At 72.4% G+C, this 23566-nt stretch carries 24 protein-coding genes and 1 pseudogene; 12 read left to right on the forward strand and 13 right to left on the reverse strand.

Going from position 1 to position 23566, the window contains the following annotated elements:
• Positions 1 to 11: 11 nt before the first annotated feature.
• Both AB0B94_RS12060 and AB0B94_RS12065 read right to left on the reverse strand, forming a co-directional pair.
• Positions 12 to 881, reverse strand: coding sequence for an NAD(P)H-hydrate dehydratase (locus tag AB0B94_RS12060; protein WP_357273294.1), 870 nt, complete (start codon positions 879 to 881; stop codon positions 12 to 14).
• Positions 865 to 1596: a histidine phosphatase family protein gene (locus tag AB0B94_RS12065; protein ID WP_357273305.1), complete on the reverse strand. Its 732-nt coding sequence runs from the start codon at positions 1594 to 1596 to the stop codon at positions 865 to 867. The genes AB0B94_RS12060 and AB0B94_RS12065 overlap by 17 nt, the downstream gene beginning before the upstream one ends.
• A 154-nt stretch (positions 1597 to 1750) precedes the next feature.
• Here AB0B94_RS12065 and AB0B94_RS12070 point away from each other — a divergent pair, with 154 nt between their 5' ends.
• On the forward strand, positions 1751 to 2077 hold the full coding sequence (locus AB0B94_RS12070; protein WP_238672239.1) for a hypothetical protein: 327 nt from the start codon (positions 1751 to 1753) through the stop codon (positions 2075 to 2077).
• 106 nt (positions 2078 to 2183) lie between these two features.
• Positions 2184 to 3155 (forward strand): DNA primase small subunit domain-containing protein, encoded by a 972-nt coding sequence (locus AB0B94_RS12075; protein ID WP_357273320.1) that lies wholly within the window; start codon positions 2184 to 2186, stop codon positions 3153 to 3155.
• 9 nt (positions 3156 to 3164) lie between these two features.
• Here AB0B94_RS12075 and AB0B94_RS12080 read toward each other — a convergent pair whose 3' ends face one another.
• Positions 3165 to 3671, reverse strand: coding sequence for an Lrp/AsnC family transcriptional regulator (locus AB0B94_RS12080; protein ID WP_124854498.1), 507 nt, complete (start codon positions 3669 to 3671; stop codon positions 3165 to 3167).
• 72 nt (positions 3672 to 3743) lie between these two features.
• Between AB0B94_RS12080 and pdhA the strand changes: the two genes are divergently transcribed.
• From pdhA to AB0B94_RS12100, 4 genes are all read left to right on the forward strand, one after another.
• Entirely contained in the window at positions 3744 to 4943 is a 1200-nt protein-coding gene (gene pdhA, locus AB0B94_RS12085; protein ID WP_357273901.1) for a pyruvate dehydrogenase (acetyl-transferring) E1 component subunit alpha, read from the forward strand.
• Positions 4940 to 5944 (forward strand): alpha-ketoacid dehydrogenase subunit beta, encoded by a 1005-nt coding sequence (locus AB0B94_RS12090; RefSeq protein ID WP_181539337.1) that lies wholly within the window; start codon positions 4940 to 4942, stop codon positions 5942 to 5944. Before pdhA ends, AB0B94_RS12090 begins: the two co-directional genes overlap by 4 nt.
• Entirely contained in the window at positions 5929 to 7311 is a 1383-nt protein-coding gene (locus AB0B94_RS12095) for a dihydrolipoamide acetyltransferase family protein (protein ID WP_357273910.1), read from the forward strand. Before AB0B94_RS12090 ends, AB0B94_RS12095 begins: the two co-directional genes overlap by 16 nt.
• 187 nt (positions 7312 to 7498) lie before the next feature.
• Positions 7499 to 9178: a right-handed parallel beta-helix repeat-containing protein gene (locus AB0B94_RS12100; protein ID WP_357273915.1), complete on the forward strand. Its 1680-nt coding sequence runs from the start codon at positions 7499 to 7501 to the stop codon at positions 9176 to 9178.
• Positions 9179 to 9296: 118 nt separating this feature from the next.
• Here AB0B94_RS12100 and AB0B94_RS12105 read toward each other — a convergent pair whose 3' ends face one another.
• Both AB0B94_RS12105 and AB0B94_RS12110 read right to left on the reverse strand, forming a co-directional pair.
• Positions 9297 to 11396 (reverse strand): PQQ-dependent sugar dehydrogenase, encoded by a 2100-nt coding sequence (locus AB0B94_RS12105; protein ID WP_357273336.1) that lies wholly within the window; start codon positions 11394 to 11396, stop codon positions 9297 to 9299.
• A 23-nt stretch (positions 11397 to 11419) separates the two neighbouring features.
• Complete coding sequence (locus AB0B94_RS12110; protein ID WP_357273345.1) at positions 11420 to 12376, reverse strand: sugar phosphate isomerase/epimerase; 957 nt, start codon at positions 12374 to 12376, stop codon at positions 11420 to 11422.
• 705 nt (positions 12377 to 13081) lie between these two features.
• Here AB0B94_RS12110 and AB0B94_RS12115 point away from each other — a divergent pair.
• Positions 13082 to 14350 carry an Ig-like domain-containing protein gene (locus tag AB0B94_RS12115; RefSeq protein WP_357273353.1) on the forward strand — a complete coding sequence of 423 codons (1269 nt, stop codon included), beginning with the start codon at positions 13082 to 13084 and terminating at the stop codon, positions 14348 to 14350.
• A 64-nt stretch (positions 14351 to 14414) separates the two neighbouring features.
• On the opposite strand, the gene AB0B94_RS12120 is transcribed toward AB0B94_RS12115, so the two are convergent.
• The gene (locus AB0B94_RS12120; RefSeq protein WP_357273360.1) at positions 14415 to 15431 is read right to left on the reverse strand and encodes an SMP-30/gluconolactonase/LRE family protein; all 1017 of its coding nucleotides are present in this window, start codon (positions 15429 to 15431) and stop codon (positions 14415 to 14417) included.
• A gap of 182 nt (positions 15432 to 15613) precedes the next feature.
• Between AB0B94_RS12120 and AB0B94_RS12125 the strand changes: the two genes are divergently transcribed.
• Entirely contained in the window at positions 15614 to 16000 is a 387-nt protein-coding gene (locus AB0B94_RS12125) for an STAS domain-containing protein (RefSeq protein ID WP_357273371.1), read from the forward strand.
• 78 nt (positions 16001 to 16078) lie between these two features.
• Here AB0B94_RS12125 and AB0B94_RS12130 read toward each other — a convergent pair whose 3' ends face one another.
• Positions 16079 to 16471 (reverse strand): FKBP-type peptidyl-prolyl cis-trans isomerase, encoded by a 393-nt coding sequence (locus tag AB0B94_RS12130; RefSeq protein ID WP_357273380.1) that lies wholly within the window; start codon positions 16469 to 16471, stop codon positions 16079 to 16081.
• A gap of 209 nt (positions 16472 to 16680) precedes the next feature.
• Positions 16681 to 17238: a hypothetical protein gene (locus AB0B94_RS12135; protein WP_357273390.1), complete on the reverse strand. Its 558-nt coding sequence runs from the start codon at positions 17236 to 17238 to the stop codon at positions 16681 to 16683.
• A gap of 280 nt (positions 17239 to 17518) precedes the next feature.
• Here AB0B94_RS12135 and AB0B94_RS12140 point away from each other — a divergent pair, with 280 nt between their 5' ends.
• Together AB0B94_RS12140 and AB0B94_RS12145 are read left to right on the forward strand one after the other, a co-directional pair.
• Entirely contained in the window at positions 17519 to 17674 is a 156-nt protein-coding gene (locus AB0B94_RS12140; RefSeq protein WP_357273398.1) for a hypothetical protein, read from the forward strand.
• A gap of 204 nt (positions 17675 to 17878) precedes the next feature.
• Complete coding sequence (locus AB0B94_RS12145) at positions 17879 to 18802, forward strand: TerC/Alx family metal homeostasis membrane protein (protein ID WP_357273930.1); 924 nt, start codon at positions 17879 to 17881, stop codon at positions 18800 to 18802.
• 40 nt (positions 18803 to 18842) lie between these two features.
• Here AB0B94_RS12145 and AB0B94_RS12150 read toward each other — a convergent pair.
• The 5 genes and pseudogenes from AB0B94_RS12150 to AB0B94_RS12170 all read right to left on the reverse strand — a co-directional run.
• A pseudogene (locus tag AB0B94_RS12150) lies at positions 18843 to 19121 on the reverse strand (helical backbone metal receptor); the annotation flags it as partial.
• A 167-nt stretch (positions 19122 to 19288) separates the two neighbouring features.
• Positions 19289 to 19849 (reverse strand): hypothetical protein, encoded by a 561-nt coding sequence (locus AB0B94_RS12155; protein WP_357273405.1) that lies wholly within the window; start codon positions 19847 to 19849, stop codon positions 19289 to 19291.
• Positions 19846 to 20367, reverse strand: coding sequence for a DUF6286 domain-containing protein (locus AB0B94_RS12160; RefSeq protein WP_357273412.1), 522 nt, complete (start codon positions 20365 to 20367; stop codon positions 19846 to 19848). Before AB0B94_RS12160 ends, AB0B94_RS12155 begins: the two co-directional genes overlap by 4 nt.
• A 1-nt stretch (position 20368) precedes the next feature.
• The gene (locus AB0B94_RS12165; RefSeq protein WP_357273427.1) at positions 20369 to 20749 is read right to left on the reverse strand and encodes an Asp23/Gls24 family envelope stress response protein; all 381 of its coding nucleotides are present in this window, start codon (positions 20747 to 20749) and stop codon (positions 20369 to 20371) included.
• Positions 20746 to 20937: a hypothetical protein gene (locus AB0B94_RS12170; RefSeq protein ID WP_146754562.1), complete on the reverse strand. Its 192-nt coding sequence runs from the start codon at positions 20935 to 20937 to the stop codon at positions 20746 to 20748. The genes AB0B94_RS12165 and AB0B94_RS12170 overlap by 4 nt, the downstream gene beginning before the upstream one ends.
• A gap of 164 nt (positions 20938 to 21101) precedes the next feature.
• On the opposite strand from AB0B94_RS12170, the gene AB0B94_RS12175 reads away from it, so the two are divergent.
• Positions 21102 to 21977, forward strand: coding sequence for a hypothetical protein (locus tag AB0B94_RS12175; RefSeq protein WP_357273436.1), 876 nt, complete (start codon positions 21102 to 21104; stop codon positions 21975 to 21977).
• Between the two features lie 295 nt (positions 21978 to 22272).
• A complete protein-coding gene (locus tag AB0B94_RS12180) occupies positions 22273 to 23532 on the forward strand; it encodes a hypothetical protein (protein ID WP_357273445.1) in 1260 nt (419 codons plus the stop codon).
• The last annotated feature ends 34 nt before the right edge of the window (positions 23533 to 23566 follow it).

The raw sequence follows: 23566 nt of genomic DNA on the forward strand, positions 1-23566 counted from the left end.
GTGAAACCAACTCAGACCATGGCCAGGGTGCGGGGGATCTCGTCGAGCAACTCCCGAGCCAGAAAGCCGATCCGTCCGTAGCGGGGGATCAACCGCTGGCCGCTCACCGAGTGCGCGAACGAGCCCCAACAGGCCGCCTGCGCCGGGTCGGCCCCCCGCGACAGCAGCCCCGCCAGCAACCCGGCGAGCACGTCCCCGCTGCCGGACGTGCCCAGCCCGGCGTCGCCGCTCTCCTCCCGCCAACCCCGCCCGTCCGGCGCGGCCACGTGTCCGTACAGCGACACGACCGCCTCGTACCGCGCGGCCAACTCGGCCGCCTCGGCATCCAGGTCGCCGCCCGGCTCCCGCCCGAGCAGATGCCCGGCCTCGGTGACGTTGGGGGTGAGCACCACGGGCCGACCCGAGCCGACCAGCAGGTCCGGCGCGTGGCTGAGGGCACCGAGGGCGTACGCGTCGAGCACCAGCGACGTGTCCGGACGGGCCGCCGCCAGGACCAGACCCAGCAGGCGGTTGGTCTCGTCGATCGCCTTCAGGCCGGGGCCGATCGCCACCACGTCGGCCTGCGCGACCAGGTCGTCGAGCTGGCCGTCCCGGTCGGCGGCCACCGCGCCGTCGGCGGTCTCCGGCAGACCGACCACCAGCGCCTCGGGCACCTGGATGCTCAGCGCGGCGGCGGTGGACTCGGCGGCGGCGAGCTGGAGCACCCCGGCGCCGGCGCGCAACGCGGCCACCCCGGCGAGCAGCACCGCGCCCGGCGTGAAGCGGGAACCGCCGACCACCAGCACCGTGCCCCGGCTCTCCTTTCCACCGACCGGCACCGGCAGCGCCCAGTCCCGCAGCAGCGCCGGGGTGATCACCTTCACCTCAGACCGGCTCGGCATGGATCTCGTCCTCCCTGGTGGGCTGGGCCCCCTGCCGGTGCAGGTGGCCGACCTCGTTGAAGCCCTCAAGCGTCAGCCGGTGCTCCGCGTCGGCCGACCAGTCGGTGATGGAGCAGTTGGCGATCACGTGCTGGCGGGTCAGCGCCATCAGCTCCGTCTCGGTCAGCCCCTCCACCAGGTAGCGCAGCAGAAAGACCAGCGCGTCGTGGCCGAAGAGCAGAACACGCCGGCCCTCGTGGTCTCGGCGCAGGTCGCCCAGGAGCGTGCGCAACCGCAGCGCCACGTCCGTCCAGGACTCTCCGCCCGGCGGCCGGTAGTAGAACTTGCCGAGCCGTTCCCGGCGCGCGGCCTCGTCCGGGTACCGCTGACGTACCCCGTGGCCGGTCAGTCCGTCGAGGATGCCCAGCTCCCGGTCGCGCAGCCGCTCGTCGCGGCTGACCGGGATGTCGGTGCCGTGCAGTGCCAACTCGGCGGTGGAGACTGCCCGCAGGTACGGCGAAACCACCGCCACGTCGGGCCGACGGTCCGGGGGAAGCCCGGCCAGCCAACGACCGGTGGCCCGGGCCTGGTCCTCCCCGGTGGGGGAGAGCGGCACGTCGGCGTCGCGGTGGCTGAGGCCGATCAGCTCCTCACCGGTCGCCTCGGCGTGTGTCGCCGCCACGTTCGCGGTGCTCTCACCGTGCCGGATGATCCAGAGCGTCGCCAGTTCCGCCATGCCGACCCCCTACCCGGGTGCCCACCGCGGTAACCGTGGCCATGCCGATCGCACGCCGCCGGACGAGCGTGCAGGTCGCCGCCGCCTCCGGGGCAGCGCCGCGAGGGGTTGATGCGGGACGATGTGCCGGACAGCCAACGGGGGGGTGTCGACAGTGACCGTCGTGCGAGGTCTGCGGGAAGCGTTTCTGATATTCGTGATGGCCGGCGTGCTGGTCGCCGTCGCGGCAGCGATCTGGGTGGCGATCGCCGGTGGTGCCTACACCAACCGGCTGGGCATCGGCTTGGTGGTGGTGGGCGGGCTCCTCGGCGTGACGGGCGACCTGACGCTGAGCCGGATGGGCATGCTCGGCCCGCGCGCCACCTTCGGCGCCGCGCCGGAGAGGGAGACGGCCGGCGGTGGCCAGGTGCTCACCGGCGTCGGCATCTTCCTCTTCGTCGGGCTGCCGATGATCGTGGTGGGCGTGCTGCTGATCACCTGACCGGGTGCGCCGGCCCCGCCGTCGCCGCACAGGTCCGCCGCCGGCGCGCCGCACGGGTGTCCGTTCGATGGCCGTACGGCGTGCCTGCGCGTCGTACCCTCGGCAGATGGCGACGGCGGCGGAGGAGATCCGGGTGGGGGAGCGGTTGGTCCGCGTCTCCAGCCCCGACAAGCCGTACTTCCCGGAGCGTGGGCTGACCAAGCTGGACGTGGTCCGCTACTTCCTGGCGGTGGGCGACGGCATCCTGCGGGCGCTGCGGGACCGGCCGACCATGCTGGAACGCTGGCCGCGCGGTGTCTTCGAGGGCGCGACGATCGCCACCCGGCAGACCAACAGGGGCGACGCGTTCTACCAGAAGCGGCTGCCGGCCGGCGCGCCCGAGTGGGTGCGGACCGCGCACATCACGTTCCCCAGTGGCCGTAGCGCCGACGAGATCGCGCCGAGCGAGTTGGCGGTCGTCATCTGGGCGGCCAACCTGGGCACCCTGCGGTTCCACCCGTGGCCGGTCACCGCCGCCGACGTGGAACGCCCCGACCAGCTGCGCATCGACCTGGACCCGATGCCGGGCGTCGGCTTCGAGCAGGTGGTGCCGGTGGCGCACGAGGTGCGGGCGTTCCTCGCTGAGCTGGGCATGACCGCCTATCCGAAGACCACCGGCGGTCGGGGCCTGCACGTCTACCTGTCGATCGAGCCGCGGTGGAGCTTCGGTGACTGCCGTCGGGCGGTGCTCGCGCTGGGCCGGGAGATGCAGCGCCGGTTGCCGGACCTGGTCACCACCACCTGGTGGCGCGAACAACGGGACCGGCCGGTCTTCGTCGACTACAACCAGATGGCCCGGGACCACACGGTGACCTCGGCGTACTCGATCCGGCCGACGCCGGCCGCGTTGGTCTCCGCGCCGCTGGACTGGTCGGAGCTGGACCAGGTCCGACCGGAGGACTTCGACGTGCTCAGCATGCCGTCCCGGTTCGCCGAGCGCGGCGACCCGCACGCCGGCCTGGACGGTGACCGGCACTCGCTGGAATCGCTGCTGGAGCTGGCCGACCGCGACGGGCTGGAGGCTCCGCCGGAGCGCTGAGCCCGGCGCTCACGCCCAGGGGCTGCCGAGCCCGTCGAACTCCTCGAAGACCAGCCAGGTGCGGGTGGACAGCACCCCGGGAATGCTCTGCACCCGGCCGAGCACCACGTCGCGCAGCGCGGCGTTGTCCGGGGCGCGCACCAGCGCGAGCACGTCGTGGTCACCGCCGAGCAGCGCGGCGTGCTCGATGTAGCGCACCCGGGCCAGCTCGGCCGACACCTCCCGCCAGGTGTTCTGCTCGATGGTCAGGGCGATGTACGCCGACGTGCCCAGCCCGGCCGCCTCGGGCGCCACCTGGGCCCGGAACCCGGTGATCACCCCGTCGCGGAGCAACCGCTCCACCCGCGCGTACGCGTTGGTGCGGGAGATGTGGATCCGTTCGGCGAGGGTGCGCACCGACGTGCGACCGTCGCGGACCAGCTCGTCGAGGATCCGCCGGTCGACCTCGTCCAGGGCTCGGGCCGATCGTCCCGATCCCGCGCCCCGGCTTGCTTCGTCGGCGGTCTCCTGGCTCACTGCTGGGCCCTCCGCATGCCAACCGTCCCGCCTTCTGTGTCGATCTTGAGTCAATCATTCACAAGCGGAAGCATAGGCTCACCACACGTCCCAGGAGGTTCCGCCGTGACGACCACTCCCCAGGCGGTCCGCAGGGCATCCCCGCGCGCCCGTCGAACGGTCACCCCGCCCGACCCGGCGCGCTCGTTGCTGCCAGACGCCGAGCCGGTCCGCCTGCTCGCCGAGAACGGCACGCCGTTGCCCGCCCGTGCCGACTACCCCGAACCACCCGCCGAGGTGCTGCGCGAGCTGTACCGCCGGATGGTGCTCGGCCGCCGCTTCGACACCCAGGCGACCGCCCTGACCAAGCAGGGCCGGCTCGCCGTCTACCCGTCCTCGCGGGGCCAGGAGGCGTGCCAGGTCGGCGCGGTCCTCGCCGTCCGCGACACCGACTGGGTCTTCCCCACGTACCGCGAGTCGATGGCGCTGGTTGCCCGAGGCATCGACCCGGTCGAGGTGCTCACCCTGCTGCGCGGCGACTGGCACTGCGGCTACGACCCGACCGAGGTACACACCGCGCCGCAGTGCACCCCCCTCGCCACCCAGTGCGTGCACGCCGCCGGGCTGGCGCACGGCGAGGCGTACCAGGGTCGCGACACGGTGGCACTGGCCTTCATCGGCGACGGCGCCACCAGCGAGGGCGACTTCCACGAGGGGGTCAACTTCGCCGCCGTGTTCAAGGCGCCGGTGGTCTACTTCGTGCAGAACAACAAGTACGCCATCAGCGTCCCGCTGTCGCGGCAGACCGCCGCGCCGTCGCTGGCCTACAAGGGCGTCGGCTACGGCGTACCCAGCGAGCAGGTCGACGGCAACGACCCGGTGGCGGTGCTCGCCGTGCTCACCCGCGCGGTCGCCCACGCCCGGGCCGGCAAGGGGCCGTTCCTGGTCGAGGCGCACACCTACCGGATGGAGCCGCACACCAACGCCGACGACGCCACTCGCTACCGCGACGGCGCCGAGGTCGACGCCTGGCGGGACCGGGACCCGGTCGCCCGGCTGGAGACCTACCTGCGCGCCCGCGGTGTGCTCGACGACGCGGCGGTCGCCGAGATCACCGAGCAGGCCGAGGCGTACGCGGCGGACCTGCGGACCCGGATGAACGAGCAGCCCACAGTCGACCCGCTGAGCCTCTTCGACCACGTCTACGCCGAGCCCACCCCGCAACTGGTCGAACAGCGTGAGCAGGTCCGCGCCGAACTGGCCGCCGCCCACGCCGAGGAGGGTGACGCCTGATGGCCACCACCATGGCGAAGGCGCTCAACACCGCGCTCGCCGACGCGCTCGCCGCCGACGACCGGGTCGTCGTCTTCGGTGAGGACGTCGGCGCGCTGGGCGGCGTCTTCCGGATCACCGACGGCCTCCAGGCCCGTTTCGGCGAGAACCGCTGCTTCGACACCCCCCTCGCCGAGGCCGGCATCGTCGGCTTCGCCGTCGGCATGGCCATGTCCGGCCTGCGGCCGGTGGTCGAGATGCAGTTCGACGCGTTCGCGTACCCGGCGTTCGAACAGATCGCCTCGCACGTGGCGAAGCTGCGCAACCGCACCCGCGGCGCGCTGAGCGTGCCGATCGTCATCCGCGTGCCGTACGCGGGCGGGATCGGCGGAGTCGAGCACCACTGCGACTCGTCAGAGGCGTACTACGCGCACACCCCGGGACTGAAGGTGGTCACCCCGGCGACAGTCGACGACGCGTACTCGCTGCTGCGCGAGGCCATCGAGGACCCCGACCCGGTGGTCTTCATGGAGCCCAAGAAGCTCTACTTCGCCAGCGCCGAGGCGTCCCTGCCGACCCGCAACGAGCCTTTCGGCCGGGCCGTCGTGCGCCGGCCCGGACGCGACGCCACACTGGTGGCGTACGGGCCGGCGGTGCCGGTCGCGCTGGAGGCCGCCGAGGCCGCCCGCGAGGAGGGGTGGGACCTGGAGGTCGTCGACGTGCGCACCATCGTGCCGTTCGACGACGAGACCATCACCGCCTCGGTCCGGCGTACCGGCCGGTGCGTGGTGATCCAGGAGGCGCCGGGCTTCGCGGGCGTCGGCGCGGAGATCGCCGCCCGGGTGCAGGAGCGCTGCTTCCACGCGCTGCACGCCCCGGTGCTGCGGGTCGCCGGACTGGACATCCCGTACCCGGCGCCGATGCTGGAGCACACCCACCTGCCCGGCGTGGACCGGGTGCTCGACGCGGTGGCCCGCCTTCAGTGGGACGACCAGCCGGACGCGCGTTGGGCGGCGGCATGACCACCGTCGAACGGACGCAGGTCTTCCTCCTGCCCGACCTGGGTGAGGGGCTGAGCGAGGCCGAGATCGTCGAGTGGCGGGTCGCCGTGGGTGACGTGGTCACCGTCGACCAGAGCGTGGTCGAGGTGGAGACCGCCAAGGCCGTCGTCGACGTGCCCTGCCCGTACGCCGGCCGGGTGGTCACCCTGCACGGCGCGGCCGGTGAGGTACGCCCGGTCGGCCAGCCGTTGATCACCATCGCGCCGCTGGACGGCGGCGACGAACCCGCCGGGCACGCCACCTACCGCGAGGAGGAGCGGGCCGGATCCGGCAACGTGCTGATCGGGTACGGCACCGGCCACGGCACCGCCACCCGCCGTCGGCGGCGGCCCCGCCTGGCGGTGGCCCCCGAACCGGCCGACGCCGGCCCGACCGGCGGCACCGGCGCGGCTGCCGGTGCCGCGTCCAGCGTGGCTGCCGCGTCAGGTGACCCGGCACCGCCTTCCGCCGCCCTTGTCATCTCGCCGATCGTGCGGCGGCTGGCCCGTGAGCACGGCGTCGACCTCGACACGGTGCGGGGCACCGGACCCGGGGGTGTGATCCGCCGCGCCGACGTGCAGGCCGCGCTGACCGCGCCCGCCGCCCGGCTCGCCGCCGTGCCGGACCCGCAGGCCGGGTCGGCTCCGGCCGGAGACGGGGACGTCATCGTCCCGCTGACCGGCGTCCGCAAGGTGATCGCCGACAAGCTCTCCCGCAGCCGGCGGGAGATCCCCGAGGTGACCATCTGGGTCGACGTGGACGCCACCAGCCTGCTGGAGACCCGTGCCGCGATCAACGCCGCCACGCCCGACGCGCCGGTGAGCATCCTGGCCCTGCTGGCCCGGATCTGCCTCAGCGGACTGCGCCGGTTCCCGCAGCTCAACGCCCGGGTCGACACTGAGGCCCAGCGCATCGTCCAGTCCGCCGGGGTGCACCTCGGCATCGCCGCGCAGACCGACCGGGGTCTGCTGGTGCCGGTGTTGCGCGACGCCCAGCGGCTCACCACCGCCGAGCTGGCCGCCGAACTGGCGGCGACCACGGCCGCCGCGCGGGCCGGCAGCCTGCCCCCGGCCCGGCTGACCGGTGGCACCTTCACGCTGAACAACTACGGGGTGTTCGGCGTCGACGGCTCCACGCCGATCATCAACCACCCCGAGGCGGCCCTGCTCGGGGTCGGGCGGATCGTGGACAAGCCGTGGGTGGTCGACGGGCAGCTCGCCGTCCGCAAGGTGACGCAGCTCAGCCTCACCTTCGACCACCGGGTCTGCGACGGCGGGGTGGCCGGCGGCTTCCTGCGGCACGTCGCCGACTGCGTGGAGCGACCGGCGCTGCTGATCGCCGCCGTCTGACGCGTACCCCTCGGCCCCGGCGCTGCCTCTGCGGCGCCGGGGCCGGCGCACGTCCGGGGGTTCCCGGCGGTGTCATCCGGCCAGGGGTTCCCGGCGGTGTCTCCGGGCCGGGGTTTCCCGGCGGCCTCACCGGGAAGTCGGCCCCGCCGGAGCGCACCGAACGCGTCGAAGGGAGCCCGCCGTGGCCGTGGCGAACGAGCTGCTGCTGAACTCGGTCCGGGTACGACGGCCCGCCTCGGCCGGCGCGCCGCTCTACTGCGACGCGCTGGAGTACGGGCTCACCGGTGATGGCGCGACGAACGACCAGCCGGCGCTGGCCGCCCTCGTGGACCGCCTCGGCACCGGGTACGCCTCGGACGGACGGGCTCGGGTCATCTACTGCCCGCCGGGCATCTACTCGATCCGCGACGCCGGCACCGTGTGGCGCAGCGGTGTGTCGCTGATCGGGGCCGGCCCGGCGGCGACCCGGTTCATGCTCAGCAACGAGGGCAACCGGGCCGACCCCACCCCGCTGGCCTTCTGGACGACACTCCAGCACGGCGCCGACCGGGACCGGCACATCGCCGACTGCACCTTCGCCGACTTCCAGATCGACGGCTCCGGCGTGGCCATGGCCGAGTACAACTACCTGGCCAAGGGCCTCGGCCTCCAGTACGTGGTGCGGGGCGTGTTCCGCAACCTCTACATCCACCACACCGCCGCCAGCGGGCTGGGCTGCGACTTCCTCCAGGACACCCTGATCGACGGCGTCGTGGTGGTCGGCTGTGGCCGGCTCGACAACGGCGAGCAGATGGGCGGCGCCGGCATCGGAATCGGCGTCGGCGGGTGGGGCCCGGAGGAGCGGCTGACCATCGCCAACTGCACCGCCCTGGCCAACGGCACCAACGGGATCTTCCTGGAGTTGCAGAAGGACTACTGGGAGCCACCGCGCGGCTACCGCATCATCGGCTGCCACAGCCAGGGCAACCGCTTCGGCATCTCGGACTGGGGCACCGACGGGCTGATCGTGTCCGCCTGCACGATGACCGGCAACCTGGAGGCCGGCTTCGACGTGTCGTCGCAGGGCACCTCGACCGTGGCCGGCCGGGGCGGGCTGCTCACCGACTGCGTCATCGACGGCAACCTGCGGGACGGGGTCAGCATCGGCAACAGCCCCGGCCCGTACACCGTCCGAGGCAACCGGATCAGCGGAAACGGCCAGCACGGCTACCACGCGCGCGACCTCCGGCGCGGTTACCAGGGCCCCGTCCGCGACGTGGTGATCGAGAGCAACGAGTTCTGGGGCAACGGCCTCGACGCCGTCCGCATCGACCACCAGATGACCGACGCCGTGCTGCTCAACAACCGAATCCGCAACAACGGGAGGCAGTACGCCCAGGCCGCCGGCGGTAAGGGCGAGGCCGTCCGCTACAGCGAACGGAGCCTGGTGGACCGGACCGCCGACTGGGCGCACGACGGGCACCGGGGCAAGATCCTGCGGGTCGGTCGGTCCGTGGCCACGGTGGCCGCCAACAGCGGCGACGAACTCACCCTCGCCCCGGTCCGCCCTGACGCGTTCAGCGCGTGGAGCGGGGACGTGCCACCGCCGGGCTGCGCGTACGAACTGGACCCCGCCCCCGGGCGGCGGGCCGGCATCACCATCGACGCGCCCTTCGACTCGGCCACCATCAGGGGCAACCGGGTCTGGGACAACCACGACAACCCGACCCAGACGCACGGGCTGTGGATCACCGAGCGGGGCAGTTGCGTGGACTGCCGGGTCGAGGACAACGACCTGGCCGGCAACGCCGACGAGGGGATGCGGCTGGACACCCCGCCGGTGGGCGGACGATGGCGGGACAACCACGTGGACAGCGACTGGAGTTGACCGGACGCTGGCTGCCGTCTGGGCGCCCCGGCGACGCCGCCGGCGAGAGCATGGAGCTGAACGACGTGTGGCGGCGGCCGGAAGGATCCGGCCGCCGCCACTGTCGTGGTTGAGCTGATTAGCCGGCCAGACCAGCCACCGGGGTCGGGTCCAGCACCACGGTCGCCGAAGCCGACTGCGGAGGTACGCCCGGGTCGGTCGGGGCGTCGGTGTACTCCGCGACGAACACCGCGGTCAGGTTGTCAGCGCCGCTGTGCCCACCGTCGAGGAAGGTGGGAATGGTGCCGGAGCAACCAGTCGAGGTGGAGAGCGGGTGCCCGTGCTCATCGTGCCCGAGCACATAGGTGACCTTCACCCGGGAGCAGTCCACCGGCAGGTCGTCGGTGACCTTCACCTCGTACGCGACAGTCTGCCCGAACTGGAACGGCTGCCCGGCCTCCGGGGTGACGAACTCGACGACCGGCGCGGTCGGCCCGACCACCAGCGGCAGGGACGCCGAGGCGGACCGTCCGGTGCGGTCGGTGACCTTCAACGTCGGCGTGTACGAGCCGTTCTCCGGGAACGTCCAGCTCGCGTTCGGGTTGGTGCTGTCCACCGAACCGTCCGCGTTGAAGTCCCACGCGTAGCTGAGCTTGTCACCGTCCGGGTCGGTCGTGCCGGCGCTGGAGAACGCGACGGTCAGCGGGGCCTGCCCAACGGTCGGGGTGCCGCTGATCTTCGGGATCGGCGTCCGGTTGCCCCTGACGAAGTCGATCCGGGACAGCTGGGCGTCCGGGTTCTCGGCGAAGTAACCGTCGCCGTACTCCAGAACGTAGAGCGCGCCGTCCGGGCCGAACTCCATGTCCATCGGGTTGTCCACCACCAGCGACGGCGCCACCGGACGGATGTCGTCGACGTCGCCGTCCTCGTCCAGGCGGAACTCCTTGATGTAGTCACGGGTCCACTCGTAGAACAGCGGCACCCCGTCGTAGTAGGCGGGCCAGCGGGTACGCGACGTGCTGGTCCCGTCGTAGTCGTAGGCCGGACCGCCCATCGGAGCGATGCCGCCGGTGCCCAACTGCGGGAACTCGGCCGAGGCGGCGGCCGCGTACCAGACCTCCGGCTGCTCGACCGGCGGCAGCACGCGCTTGCCGGTGTTGTGCGGTGAGTCGTTGACCGGGCGCTTGCAGTTGAACTTGGCGCCGGACTCGCCAGTGGCGAAGTCGTAGTCGCGGTAGGCGATCGTCGGCGTCACGCAGTACGGCCAGCCGTAGTTCGCCGGCTTGTCGACGCGCATCCACCGGCCGTGACCGGCCGGGCCGCGCTCCGGGTCCGGGTTGGAGGCGTCCGGCGAGTAGTCGCCGACGTACACGTCGTCGGTACGCCTGTCGACGGCGAACCGGAACGCGTTACGCAGCCCCATCGCGTAGATCTCCGGACGGGTCTGCGCCGTGCCCGGCTTGAACAGGTTGCCGGCCGGCACCGTGTAACCACCACCGGCCTTCACCTTGATCCGCAGCAGCTTGCCGCGCAGGTCGTTGGTGTTCGCCGCGGTGCGCTGGGCGTCGTACGCCGGGTTGCGGTCGGCCCGCTCGTCGATCGGGATGTAACCGTCGGAGGCGAACGGGTTGGTGTCGTCACCGGTCGACAGGTACAGGTTGCCCTTGCTGTCGAAGTCGATCTGGCCGCCGACGTGGCAGCAGATGCCCCGGTCGGTCGGCACGTCGATGATCTGCTGCTCGCTGGCGAGGTTCAGCTTCGTCCCGTCCAGCTTGAACCGGGACAGCCGCAGCGCGCCCTTGAACCGCTGCCAGTCCGCCTCGGTGCCGGTCTCCGGCGCGTCCCCCTCGTTGACGCCGGGGGTCGCCGGGTCGTCCACCGGAGTGTCCATCGGCGGCGAGTAGTAGAGGTACACCCACTTGTTCTGGGCGAAGTTCGGGTCGATGGCGACGCCCTGCAACCCCTCCTCGTCGTGCTCGTACACCGGAATGTCGGCGGCGAGGGTGTTCAGCCCGGTGCGCGGGTCGTGGATGCGGACCTCACCGGTGCGGGAGGTGTGCAGCACCCGCAGGTCGGGCAGGACGGCGAGGCTCATCGGCTCGCCCGGGAAGTCGTTCAGTGTCACTTTCTGGAAGCTGCTGTCCGGCGGCGCGGCCGGCGCTGCGGACGCTGCCGACTGTGGTACGGCCATACCGGCCGTCACCAACAGCAGGGCGGACGCGAATGCGGTCCTGTTCATCAGGTGAGTCCCCCGGGGTGGTTTCAGTACCGAAGTGAAGCGAGATAGTCGAATCCGACGCGAGCGGTGTCCAGGGCGTCGGCGGGGGAGCGCGGCGCGGTGCCCGCGTCGTCACGCTCCACGATGTACTCCTCGATGCCGGCCTCACGCTCCTGGGCGAAGATGCGGCCGAAGTCGATGACGCCGTCGCCGAGGTCGGCGAAACCACCCTCGACGTCGAGGTCCTTGACGTGCACCTGGCGGATCCGACCGCGGTTGGCCCGGATCACGTCGACCGGGTCGTGGGCGCCACGCCAGGTCCAGTAGAGGTCGAGCTCGAAGTGGACCAGCCGGGAATCGGTCTGCGAGCTGAGGATGTCGAACCCGGTCGAGCCGCCGGTCAGCGGCACGAACTCGAGCTGGTGGTTGTGGTAGCCGAAGTCCAACCCGGCGCGTTCGGCGAGCCGACCGGCGCGGTTCAGGTCCCGGGCCAGGGCCCGGTAGACGGCAGGGTCCCGGATCGGCTGACCGCTCGCGTCCCGACCGAAGTACGGGTGGACGATCTTCTTGCAGCCCACCACGTTGGCGTCGGCGAGGGCCTGCTCCCAGGTGGCGGCGTCGAACGGCTGCGGGATGCCGACGTGACCGGAGGTGGAACGCAGCCCGGCCTCGTCGAGCGCGGCCCGGAACTGCGCGGCGGTGCGTCCGACGAACCCGGCGTGCTCGACTCGCCGGTAACCGATCCGGCGCAGCGCGTCCAGGGTGCCGGGAAGGTCGGCGGCGAGCTGATCACGCAGCGTGTAGAGCTGAATGCTGATCCGGTCCACAGGCACCCGGCGGCGGCCCTGGGCCTGGCCGGCGGGCGCGGCGACGGCGGGGCCGCCGAGCAGGCCGGCGGCACCGACAGCGGCAGCGGAGACGGTCGCGGCGCGCAGCACTCCACGCCGGCTGACCGGCTCGGACGCCGGTGTCGGCCCCGGTCGGTTGAGTTGTTGATCCATGGTGGTGGTCCCTTCCTGACGGCTGGTACGCCGTCGGCGGCGGTCGACCTGACTGCCGTCCGCCGGGCGCGCCGAACCGGCCGGAGGCGGGCTCCGGCTGGACGGTGAGGGACGGCGCGGGTGCGGCCCGGACCCATCGGGAGCGGAACGCGGCGACCCGGCAGAGGTGGCGGCAAGTTGATCGACGAATGGGCAACCCTCTATCTAGATCGAGACCTTACCCTTGCCCCCGGACGAAGGCAAAGCTTTGTCGCGTTCGCCGGAAGTTTCGCTTCAACTGACAAAAGTCCGCCCACGAGGTGCGCCACCCGGCCTGACCTTCTACTTCCCGTGCCACCACGCCGCGCGATCCGTCCGGCGGCCCGGCGCACCCGGCCCGGCGCGGCTCGTCGCATGATCCACTCGGGTTCACGGAAGTCGCGGTGTCAGGCGACCGGGATGCCGCGACTTCCGTGAAGTCGAGTCGACCACGGGCGCACCGGGCCCCAGGTGTGACCACCGCGCCATTCGGACAGTCGACGCTGGGTCGCTCAAGCGGAGCGAAACGCATGACACGGGTGGGTTGGACCCCTGTTCCAGCCAAGCGGAGCATTGTCGGAAAATGCGTCGATAAATGCGCGGCCGATTATTTCCGAATGCCGCGAATGGTCCCGTCAAGCGGGCAAGAATGTGGCGGAGGGAAGTCGAAAACGGGGGGACTGAAACATGACGTCTAGGCGGCGAATGACGCTGTTGGCGGTAACCATCGCAGCGGCACCACTCGTCCTGGGTGCGTGCACCGCCGACCGGGGTTCGGCGACCGGCTCGGCCAGGAAGCACGCCGCCCCACCGGAACTCGCCGTGACGCCGGGGGACAAGGCCCGGGACGTCCCGGTCAGCGCCGAGGTGGGCACCGTGGTCAAGGGCGGACGGGTCACCGGCGTACGCCTCACCGACGACAAGGGCAAGCAGGTAAACGCCGAGCCGCGCGAGGACGGCTCCGGCTGGGTGCCGAACGCTCCGCTGCAACCACGCCGGACCTACACCGCCGAGGTGACAGCGACCGGTGACTCCGGCGCCACCACCACCCGCACCACCACGTTCACGACGATGGCCAAATCGACCAAGCCGCAGATCACCAGCACCCTGTATTTCAACGGTAATCGGACGTACGGCACGGCCATGCCGGTAACGGTGGCGTTCGACCCAGGAATTCCGAAAGAGGCCAGGGCGGATGTCCAGCGGCGGTTGTTCGTAAAGACAAATCCACCGCAACCGGGTACCTGGTCGTGGCTTGAGGATGGAAGTCAGGTCTATTACCGGGCACCCGATTTCTGGAAGCCGGGGACCACCATCAGTGTCCGGGCCGGTCTGGAGGGTCTGCCGATCGGAAAGAAGCTGGTTGGCGACGCCGAGCGGACCGCGACCTCCAAGATCGGACGGCAGGTCTCGCTGGAGATCGACAACGCCACCAAGCAGATGACCGTGCTGCGCGACGGCAAGCAGGTGCGCCGGATCCCGGTGAGCCTCGGTAAGCCGAGCACACCGAGTTCCAGCGGCAAGATGGTGATCATGGAGAAGCACGAGCGGGTCACCTTCGACACCCGTGGTGAGCCGAACGGTGGCTACGTGGTCGACGTCGACGACGCCCAGCGCTACACCTGGGGCGGCGAGTTCATCCACTCCGCCCCCTGGTCGGAGGGGGACCAGGGCAGCACCAACGTCTCGCACGGTTGCGCGAACGTCTCCGCCACCGCGGCCGACTGGTTGATGGGGGTGACGCAGGTGGGTGACCTGGTCACCGTCAAGGGCACCGAGGTGGAGCTACAGCCGGGCAACGGCTGGACCGCGTGGAACGTGAGCTGGGACGAGTTCGCCCGGGGCAGCGCCCTGCCGGTGCCGCCCGGGCTCAAGCCCGCGCCGGTCGCCCCGGCGCACCCGGGCGCGGTGGCCGGCGGATCGCCGGCACCGGCGCCCTCGGTCAGCGGCCGCTGAGACACCACCCGCGGCAGGACAGGGCCGGACCGCCACGACGGCGGACCGGCCCTGTCGCCGCCCGTCACCCCAGGGGTACGCGGGCCACCCCGGGCCCGGTCAGGCTGCCCAGCCAGAGGTGGTCGCCGTGCTGGCGTACCCCGGTGATCATCGAGTAGTGCCCGTTCGGACCGTGCAGCGTCCGGCGGACCGTTCCCGCGTCGTCGACCAGCGCGACCAGCCCATAGCGGCGTGGTTGCGGCTGCATCGCGTCCGGCAGCAGGGCGGCGATCTGGCGCAGCCGCGGATGGGGCAGCAGCCGTTCGGCGATCGGCACCCGGGGGCTGGGCAGCGCGATCCAGTACGTTCCGTCACCCACCGAGGCGAGATTGTCCGGGTACGCGGGCAGGTCGGCGAGGACCCGCACGCCGCCGCTGAGCTCGACCCGCAGCAGGCGGTGGGTGCTGGTCTCCACGAGCATCAGCGCCGACTCGTCCGGGGTCAGCGCGATTCCGTTGGGAAAGTACAGCCCGTCGGTCACCACCTCGGTGTGGCCGCTGCCCGGATGATGGGCCAGCACCCGACCGTTGGGGCGGTGCTCCAGCAGGTCCCGCTTCCAGTGTGAGACCGGGAACCGGTCGGAGCTGTCGGTGAAGTAGATGGTGCCGTCACGGGCCACCGTCGCGTTGTTGGCCAGGTGCACCGGGGGTGCCGTTCCGGTCAGTTCGCGTACCGCGCCGTCGGGGGTGACCCGCAGCAACCCGCGGTACGCGTCGCAGACCACCAGTGCCTCACCGGACGGGTCCAGCTCGATGCCGAGCGGACGGCCCCCGGTCTCGGCCAGCAGGTGGGGTGGGGTGCCGGCCCGCGCGTCGACCGGCCACCACCAGAGCCGGCCGTCCTCGTCGCCGCTGATCACCCGACCGGCGGCGTCGACCAGCACGTCCTCGGGGCCGACGGCGCCTTCGGGGAGGGGCAGCAACTCGGCCTCGTCGAGTCGGCGGTCGGTGGGGGCCCACGGCCCGGCCAGCGCCGGAGGGCTGGTCGCCGGCTCGCGGACGGGGCGGATCAGCCGGGGCGGCCGGGGCCGGGGGATCAGCATCGACCTATTCTCCACCCGAATGCGGGCCGACTCCCGGGTTCCGCGCCCGCCCGGCGTGCCGCGCGGGCCCCTGACTCCACCCCGAGGGGGAGGTGGGGTACCTCGGGGTATGCCCCTGGACGTACCCGGAATCACTCCGTGGACCGGCGAAAATGTCGGTGGTGGCGGCTAGATTTCTGAGCATGGAAGAGCACAGCGACCGGCTGGACGTGCAGGTCAGCGTGGGTGACCAGATGGTCCTCGTGCGGGTGGCCGGCGAGATCGACATCGCAACGGTGGCCGCGTTCCGGTCCGCGCTGTGGTCCGCACCGGCCCGCCCGGTGCTTCAACTGGACTTGTCCGGGCTGCGGCTGCTCTCCGCCGCCGGCGTTCGCACGCTGCTCGCCGCGCATCTGCGCGTGCGGGCCCGCGGTGGCGAGCTGGTCCTGGTCGACCCGAGCCCGGTGGTGGCGCGGGTGTTGCGCGTCAGCGGGCTGCACCGCGTGATGCCGATTCTGGAGCTGACTTCGCCGATCGAGGCCGCGCGTCGCCCGGCGTTCGTGACCACGGACCTGCAACTGGCCGCCTGACCCCGACGGCGAGGTGGGCTCGCACCCTCGCACCCGGACGCGGGGCCGCCGGCGTGGGCCGGCGACCCCGGCAATAGGTCAGCTCACGCCGAGCAGGTCGACGACGAAGACCAGCGTCTCGCCCGGCTTGATGACGCCGCCGGCACCCCGGTCGCCGTACCCCAGGTGCGGCGGGATGATCAGGCGGCGGCGACCGCCGACGCGCATGCCGGCGACGCCCTGGTCCCAGCCGGCGATGACGTGACCGCCGCCGAGCGGAAAGTCGAACGCCTCGCCCCGGCCCCACGACGAGTCGAACTCGCCGCCGGTCGAGTGCGACACGCCAACGTAGTGCACGCTGACCAGTTGGCCCGGCTCGGCCTGCGGGCCGTCGCCCACGGTGATGTCCTCGATCACGAGGTCGGCCGGCGGTGCACCCTCGATCGGACCAACCTCGGGCTTGCCCGACTGGGCGCCTGCTGCCTGGGTCATGCGGGGATCTCCTGCCGTGTTGGGTGATGTGTCCGGTCATCGTCGATCCTGCCGGATCACCCCTCACCGATGTGCGGCGGACCCGCAACCTGCTCAGCGGGCCCGTCCGCCGGTCGCGCACCGGCGGTCCCGGTGGCGCTGCCGGCCCGGGTGGTCAGGCGACGCCCCGGTGGGCGTCACCGGTGCTGGTGACGCCCACCGGGCGGCGTTCACCGCAGCCAGGGCATCCGCCGGACGATCGGCAGCCCCGCCCACACCCGGCCCAGGCCCCAGGTGTCGCCGGCGTTGACCAGCGCCAGGACCGCCAGCACCGCCGCGTAGATCAGGTGGTCGTCCATGAAGGGGTTGTTCTCCGGAGGCAGGACGGCGGTCCACATCATGACCAGCAGCAGCCCACCTGCCACGGCGGCGACCCGCATGCCGATGCCGAGCAGCAGCGCGACACCGATGCCGGCCAGGCCGACCATGAAGAGCCAGTCCGCCCAGGCGGCACCGGCGATCCCGGCGTAGAGATCCTTGAACGGGCCGGTCACGCCGAAGGTCAGGAATCCCTTGGTCGGGCTGCCCCCGTTGATCCAGGCGTTCTTCGACTCGGTGGCCATCCCGAGGCCGAACATCTTGTCGATGAAGGCCCAGAGGAAGATCCAACCGAGTGCCAGCCGGGTGCCGGCCAGGATGTACCGCACGGCCCGCTCGTGAGCGGTGCCGGCCCTCGCAGCGGCGTTCTCGGCGGTGACTCGCTCGATCGTCGCGGTCATGGTCTCCACGTCCCTTCTCAGCTTCGCACCGCGCTTCCCGGTGGCATCTCCAGTGGACGCCCACGGCGTCCTCGGCGGCAGGGCCGACAGACCGCAACGGCCCGGGACGTTCGACCCCCTGAGGCCCGGTCCGGCGGCCCTGACGACCGTCGGCGCCGGGTCGTAGCGTCCGAGATGGACCAGGAGAGGGAGGCCGTGATGAGGACCTGGCAGGTGGGGGCAGGAGCGCGGCCCTGCTGGCCGGCGACCTGATGACCGCCCCGGCGCTCACCACGGATCCGGAGGTGACGTGTCCCTGGCCGGCCGGCTGGACCGCCGCTCCGCCGTCGACCTCGCCGGTCGGCTCGCGGGGCAGGTCAGCGGCGTCGTGCGGGTGACCAATGCGATCGCCTACGACGCCGACGACACGGTCTGCGACCCCGGCCAGGTGATGCCGGTCGCCTGAGCGGGAGCTGCGCCCATCCCGAGCCTCAGCCACCGTTGCCGCTCGCGACTGCACTATCGCCGAACTGGTGCCCGACCCGACTTCGGTGGAGCGCCCGATGCCGGGTCAGGCATTCACCTAGGCTCGGAAAGGGGCCGGCCGGCCTGATTGACGGGCGGTGCGCGGTGGTCGATGCGGAGGGCGTCGGTGGCTGAGGCGACGGTCGTGGTCCCGCTGTGGGCCTGGGCGGCGGTCGGCGCGGTGATCGCGGTGCTGCTCGCCCTGGACGTGCTCCTGCACCGGGACAACCACGTCATCGAGCTCCGCGAGGCGCTGCTGTGGAGCGCCGTCTGGATCGGCGCGGGTCTGCTGTTCGGGTTCGTCGTCTGGTGGGGCCTCGGTGGTGACCCGGCCATCGCCTACTTCTCCGGCTACCTGTTGGAGAAGGCGCTCTCGGTGGACAACGTGTTCGTCTTCGCGCTGCTCTTCGGCTACTTCCAGGTGCCGCCGGGCTACCAGCACAAGGTGCTGTTCTGGGGTGTGGTGGGGGCGCTCGTCTTCCGGCTGCTGTTCATCTTCGCCGGTGCCGAGCTGCTGGACCGGCTCGCCTGGGCCGGGTTCGTGCTGGGCGCGTTCCTGATCTGGACCGGCTGGCGGCTGGCGGTACGCGGAAAACCGGACGTCGACCCCGATCGCAACGTCGTGCTCCGGCTGTTCCGGCGGTTGGCGCCGACCGACGCCCGCTACCACGGCGACCGGTTCACCGCCCGGGTGGCCGGCCGACGGGTGGCGACGTTGCTGCTGGTGGCGCTCGTCGCCATCGAGGCCACCGACGTGGTCTTCGCCATCGACTCGGTGGCGGCGATTCTCGCCATCACCACCAACACCTTCCTGGTCTGGACGGCCACCGCGTTCGCCGTCCTGGGGTTGCGCAGCCTCTACTTCTGCCTCGCCGGCCTGCTGCGACACTTCGGCTACCTGCGGTACGGGCTCGCGCTGCTGCTGGCCTTCGCCGGGCTGAAGCTGATTCTCGCCGAGACGCCGGCGGGCAAGCTGCCGGTCTGGTTGACCCTGGCCGTGGTGGTGTTGACCCTGGCGGCCTCCATCGGCGCCAGCATCCTGGCCGCCCGCCGCCGCCCCGCCAGCTGAGCCACCGCGGCGCGTCTCGACGGTCGGGCCGCGGTCGTGGTCAGTCGACCAGCACCGTCCGGGACAGCTGGTCGGCCAGCAGCGCGGGCGCATCTGCCAGCGATGGGCCGTACCAGGTGAGGTGCCTGCCGCAGAGCAGGGCGCACGGTACGCCGGGGAACGCCTCCGGCCCGTCGTCGGCGGTGAACCGGTACGGCTCGTCGGGCAGCACCACCAGGTCGGGCTCCCGCTCGCGCAGCTCGGTGGGGGTCGGCCGGGGATAACGGTCGGGGTGCTCGTCGTAGGTGTTCACCACGCCGAGGCGGCGCAGCACGTCACCGCAGCGCCTCCGCGTCGGCCCGGCGGTTCTCCTCCACGTTCAGCAGCACCCGCCCGGCACTGTCAGCGCCACCGCCTCGGTCAGTGACGGCACCAGCGACACCACCCGCACCACGTACCTCCGTTCGCCGCCCGTCCCGATCATCCCCCTCGGGTCGGTGCCGGAGGTCAGGGGTGGCCGGGCTCGATGCGGGCGGTCACGTCGAGGTGCGCGGGCTGGCAGTCGGTAGTGGCCGCGAATCGGCGGACCGCGGCGCGAACGTGCTCGCGTACGCCGGCGGTCGGCGCGTCGGCGGTGAGGTCCACCCTGATCCACACGTCGGGGTGCGGTGGCGCGCCGGTGAGCACCACCCGGGCCCGGCGTACCCAGGGGTTGCCGGTCAGGTCGCGTACCAGTGCGTCGGCGAGAACGTCGGTGGCCAGCCGGGTCCGGCCCGGCCGGCGGCCGGGGTGGCTGAGGGTGCCCCGCAGCGTGCCGTCCGGGCCCCGCAGCTCCCGGGCCAGCAGGCGTTGCCCGGCCAGCGCGGCCAGCGCCCCGGCGACGGCCGCGGCCAGGGTGCTCCACGGCGCGGCCCTGCGCCACTCGTCGACCAGTTCGGCGCTGAGCAGCACCGCCGCCGGGTCGGCGCCGGGCAACGTGCCGAGGCTGGCCGTCAGCGCCGCCGCGCCGCCCGCGACCAGCAGCAGCGCGATGATCGTCCACAGCAGTCGGTGCCCGGCGTTGGTCACGCCGGCCGTCGCCGAGGCAGCAGCCGGACGTCGATCCGGGCGGGGCGGGGTGCGGTGAGGTGGCGCAACTCCTGGTGCACCGCGAACTCGATCTCCGCTCGGGCCGCCGGGTCGCCAGAAGCGCGGACCCGGGGGCGCCACTGGCCGCCCCGCCGTCGGACCCGGACCCGGGCGCGGCGCACGCCCGGCACCGCGCTGGCGGCGTCAGCGAGCCGCCGTTCCACACTGCGCCGGTGCAGGTACCAGCCGTCGCGCTCGTCGGCGCGCAGGCGGACCGGCGTCCAGCGGCGCAGCTGGGCTACGAGAATGGCCAGTCCCAGTAGGAGGGCCCCGCCGGCCACCGCCCGGACGGTGGGGTCGCGCCACCGGGTGCCGCTCAGCGCGTCCAACCAGCCGCTCGTGTGAAGCGGTGTCGGTCGACGCGCGGTGAGCAGCAACGCCTGGACGGCCGCCGCCGCGCCACCGAGGAGCAGTGCGGTGGCCAGCAGCAACGAGGCGACCCGGTTGACGGTGCGCATCTCAGCCGTCCTGCGGCCTGGCGGTGCCGACGCCGGAGGAGTCGACGCCGGGGACGAGCAGGTCGTCCACTGTGACTGTCACCACCGCCACGCTGAGGCCGGTCTGGGCGGCCACCCGGTCGGTGACCACCGCCCGGACGGCCTCGGCGATCGTCGGCACGCTGTGCCCGTACCAGGTGATCAGGTGCAGGTCGAGGCCGACGGAGCGGTCATCCAGGCGGACCGCCGCCGGGCGGACGACGGACACGCCCGGCACGAGGCTGGCCGCCCGCACCGCGATCCGCGCGACCTCCGCGGTGTCACCCGGGCGGCGCTCCGGACCGGTCGTCGCGGGGGCCAGCCCGGTGCGGGGGTTCGTCCCCGCGGACGGGCGGGTGGTCATCGGCGTCGCCGAGCGTCGGCGCGGCGGTCGCCGAGACCGGTCACCGCGAGGTCGCCGTCGAGCACCCGGACGACCAGCCAGCCGAGCAGGCCGGCGAGCACGGCGAGGGCGGCCACGCCGACGCCGGCGAGCGCCCAGACCGCCACGGCGAGGAACCCGGCGAGGAAGCCGAACTGCTGTCGCGACATGGTCACCTCCGGGCCGGTCCGGTACCGGCGGTGGCTGGATACACCCGGGGGCCATCCCTGGAACGTCGGCGCAGCTGTGATCCGCGTCACATCTGAACTCGGTGGCCCATGATCGACCACCTAGACTCGGCCCGGCTCGACCGACCGGCGGATGGATCACACAGATGACGAGCATCGGGAGCGACGACCGCGGTGGGCTGCGGGCGATGCCCGCCGGGACGGGGCTCGACGCGCTGCTCAGCCGCGCTGGTCACCGGGTCCTGGCGGCACGACGGCTCACTGATCTGGTCCAGGGCCGCCCACCCGGCGTGACCGGCAGCCAGTGGACCTCGGCGAGCCGTGCCAGCTTCGATTTCGTTGTCTACACCGCCGACACCGGCCGTCCGGTCGTCGCCGTGCAGATCGGCCCGGTGCCGCCACCCGGCTCGGCGGAGCAGCGCGTACAGCGACTCACGGACGCCGTGAGCGCGGCCGTCGGTCTACCGGTTCTGCGGATCGGGTCGCCCACGTTGAGCGCCGCCGAGCACGGCCGGCGCCTGGTCGAGTACGTGATCGACGCGCGCGCCTACGCCGCGGGCGGGGCCACCGACGCCGGGACCGAACCGCAGCCGGTGGGCTTCCGGGACATCCTGGGCCGGCTGCCGGACGGGCGTACCGGGCCGGTCAACGACCTCGGCGCGCTGACCCGCGCGGCTGCGGTCGAGGCGTACGTGGCCGGGCAGGTGGCCGACCCGATCGTGCGGGGCCTGCACGTGCGCTGGGTGGACGGGCCGGCACAGGGGTGGAGCTGGGTGCAGGTACGCCCCGACGCGTGCCTCATCGAGCAGGTCGCGGTGACCGAACACCGTTTCTCCTGCGGCATCGACGCGGCCCGGCTGGCGGAGGATCTCGCCGCCGTCGCCGTGGGGGAACGACTGCGGGACAACGTCGGCGCCGACCTGCTGCCGCGTGCCGAGTGGACCGCGCAGATCGCCGCGCTGAGCCAGCGCCGCCACGAACTGGTCGGCGGGTTCGCCTTCGACCACCTCTGCGCCGACTGACCAGCGCCCGTCTCACCTGCTGATCCCTGCTCCGCACCGGCTCCGTGTCGGGTCGCGGCAATTTCCTGTGCGTCTGTTGAACCTTCCCGGCCGCCGCCCCGTACTCCTGCGCGAATGAACAGGATCTCCCCATCCGCGTCCACCGGGCGCGGGAGACGGTGCGGAAAGGGCATCGTCGGCCATCGACGCATTACCGGGTAGGTCACGGTGGGTCGCCACCGCGGCGTGCCACCTCACATCCGTCGGTCCGCCGAGGGCAGAAATCCACTACCGGATCGAGAAGGAGAGCAATTCGATGCGCAGGTCCACTCGGGCGCGCCGGCCTTCCGGCAACGCGCGGAGCAAGCGTCTGCTGGCAGTTGTCGGCACGCTCGCGGTCTTCGGCGGAGTTGTCGCCGTGACTCAGATTTCGTCGGCCCAGGACCGGCGGACAAATAAGCCACGTCCGGCTTCCGGGCAGTGCGTGGAGCCGAGCCCGGGCGCGACCGCGCCGACCGGTGGCGGTTCGACCAGCCGGACCTGGCAGAACGGTCGGTGGGTGCGTAATCACTGGGGTGACGGACAGCAGTCGGTCCCCGAGTGCGAGGACGGCAAGGACGGCACGGTGGGCACCGGCACGGCGATCGCCTGTCCGGACGTGGCCGCCAAACTGCCGCAGGTGCCGGACCGGGCGCGGGCCGAGGTGGACCGCAACCTCGCCCAGTTGCAGACCCAGATCGCCGAGGCGGACCGCCGCCTCGCCGCCGAGGGCAACAAGGGTGAGGCGTTCATCCGCAACGCGATCCTCCAGCCGTTGGCCGGCAAGCGCCGCGCCGTGCTGGACCGGATCACGACCGCCATCGACCGGGCCGGACCCCGGCCGCAGGGCCTCGCGCAGCTCGCCGAGTGCCAGGTGCAGCCCACCGGCGGCACGGGCGGCAACAACGGCGGCGGCAGCACGCCGACCACCACCCCCGGTGGCGGCAACAACGGCGGTGGCAACAACGGCGGCGGCACCGCGCCCGGCGCCGGGCTCGGCGTGCTCGCCAACGACTGCGAGGAGAGCCGGCTCCAGCCGCACGACGGTTTCCAGAACGGCAACCGCTGCGTGAGCACCGAGTTCGGTGAGGTCGGCGCGGCGGCCAACAACCCGTCGCTGCTGATCACCCAGTTCCCCGAGCAGGTCGGGCAGAACCAGCCCTTCACCCTGCGGGTCAGCACCCGCAACCTGGTCCGGGACCGCTTCCTGGCCGCCGGTCAGGGTGGCTACTACGTGGAGAGCTCGCTCCTCAACGACCAGGGCCTGGTCCGCGGTCACTTCCACACCGCCTGCCGGATGCTGGACAGCCTGACCGCTCCGCCGGAGCCGCAGGAGGTGCCCGCGTTCTTCGTCGCGACGGAGGACGGCCGCGGCGGCGCCCAGCCCGACGAGGTGACGATCCAGATTCCGGGCCTGCCGGAGTCCGGCACCGCCCAGTGCTCGGTCTGGGCCGGTGACGGCTCGCACCGCCTGCCGATGATGGAGCGGGCCAACCAGACCCCCGCCTTCGACTCGGTGCGCATCGACGTCAACTGACCTGACGTACCAACGGCGGCCGGCCACCCGGGGC

It is taken from the genome of Micromonospora sp. NPDC048986 (assembly GCF_040649335.1).
Taxonomy (GTDB): Bacteria; Actinomycetota; Actinomycetes; order Mycobacteriales; family Micromonosporaceae; genus Micromonospora; species Micromonospora alfalfae.

Bases quoted from the DNA above. Each gene is read 5' to 3' on its own strand.
- AB0B94_RS12170 (WP_146754562.1), bottom strand. From the start codon at position 20,937: ATGTCGCGACAGCAGTTCGGCTTCCTCGCCGGGTTCCTCGCCGTGGCG.
- AB0B94_RS12115 (WP_357273353.1), top strand. From the start codon at position 13,082: ATGACGTCTAGGCGGCGAATGACGCTGTTGGCGGTAACCATCGCAGCG.
- AB0B94_RS12060 (WP_357273294.1), bottom strand. From the start codon at position 881: ATGCCGAGCCGGTCTGAGGTGAAGGTGATCACCCCGGCGCTGCTGCGG.
- AB0B94_RS12120 (WP_357273360.1), bottom strand. From the start codon at position 15,431: ATGCTGATCCCCCGGCCCCGGCCGCCCCGGCTGATCCGCCCCGTCCGC.
- AB0B94_RS12075 (WP_357273320.1), top strand. From the start codon at position 2,184: ATGGCGACGGCGGCGGAGGAGATCCGGGTGGGGGAGCGGTTGGTCCGC.
- AB0B94_RS12065 (WP_357273305.1), bottom strand. From the start codon at position 1,596: ATGGCGGAACTGGCGACGCTCTGGATCATCCGGCACGGTGAGAGCACC.
- AB0B94_RS12175 (WP_357273436.1), top strand. From the start codon at position 21,102: ATGACGAGCATCGGGAGCGACGACCGCGGTGGGCTGCGGGCGATGCCC.
- AB0B94_RS12125 (WP_357273371.1), top strand. From the start codon at position 15,614: ATGGAAGAGCACAGCGACCGGCTGGACGTGCAGGTCAGCGTGGGTGAC.
- AB0B94_RS12110 (WP_357273345.1), bottom strand. From the start codon at position 12,376: ATGGATCAACAACTCAACCGACCGGGGCCGACACCGGCGTCCGAGCCG.
- AB0B94_RS12105 (WP_357273336.1), bottom strand. From the start codon at position 11,396: ATGAACAGGACCGCATTCGCGTCCGCCCTGCTGTTGGTGACGGCCGGT.
- AB0B94_RS12160 (WP_357273412.1), bottom strand. From the start codon at position 20,367: ATGCGCACCGTCAACCGGGTCGCCTCGTTGCTGCTGGCCACCGCACTG.
- AB0B94_RS12180 (WP_357273445.1), top strand. From the start codon at position 22,273: ATGCGCAGGTCCACTCGGGCGCGCCGGCCTTCCGGCAACGCGCGGAGC.
- AB0B94_RS12130 (WP_357273380.1), bottom strand. From the start codon at position 16,471: ATGACCCAGGCAGCAGGCGCCCAGTCGGGCAAGCCCGAGGTTGGTCCG.
- AB0B94_RS12165 (WP_357273427.1), bottom strand. From the start codon at position 20,749: ATGACCACCCGCCCGTCCGCGGGGACGAACCCCCGCACCGGGCTGGCC.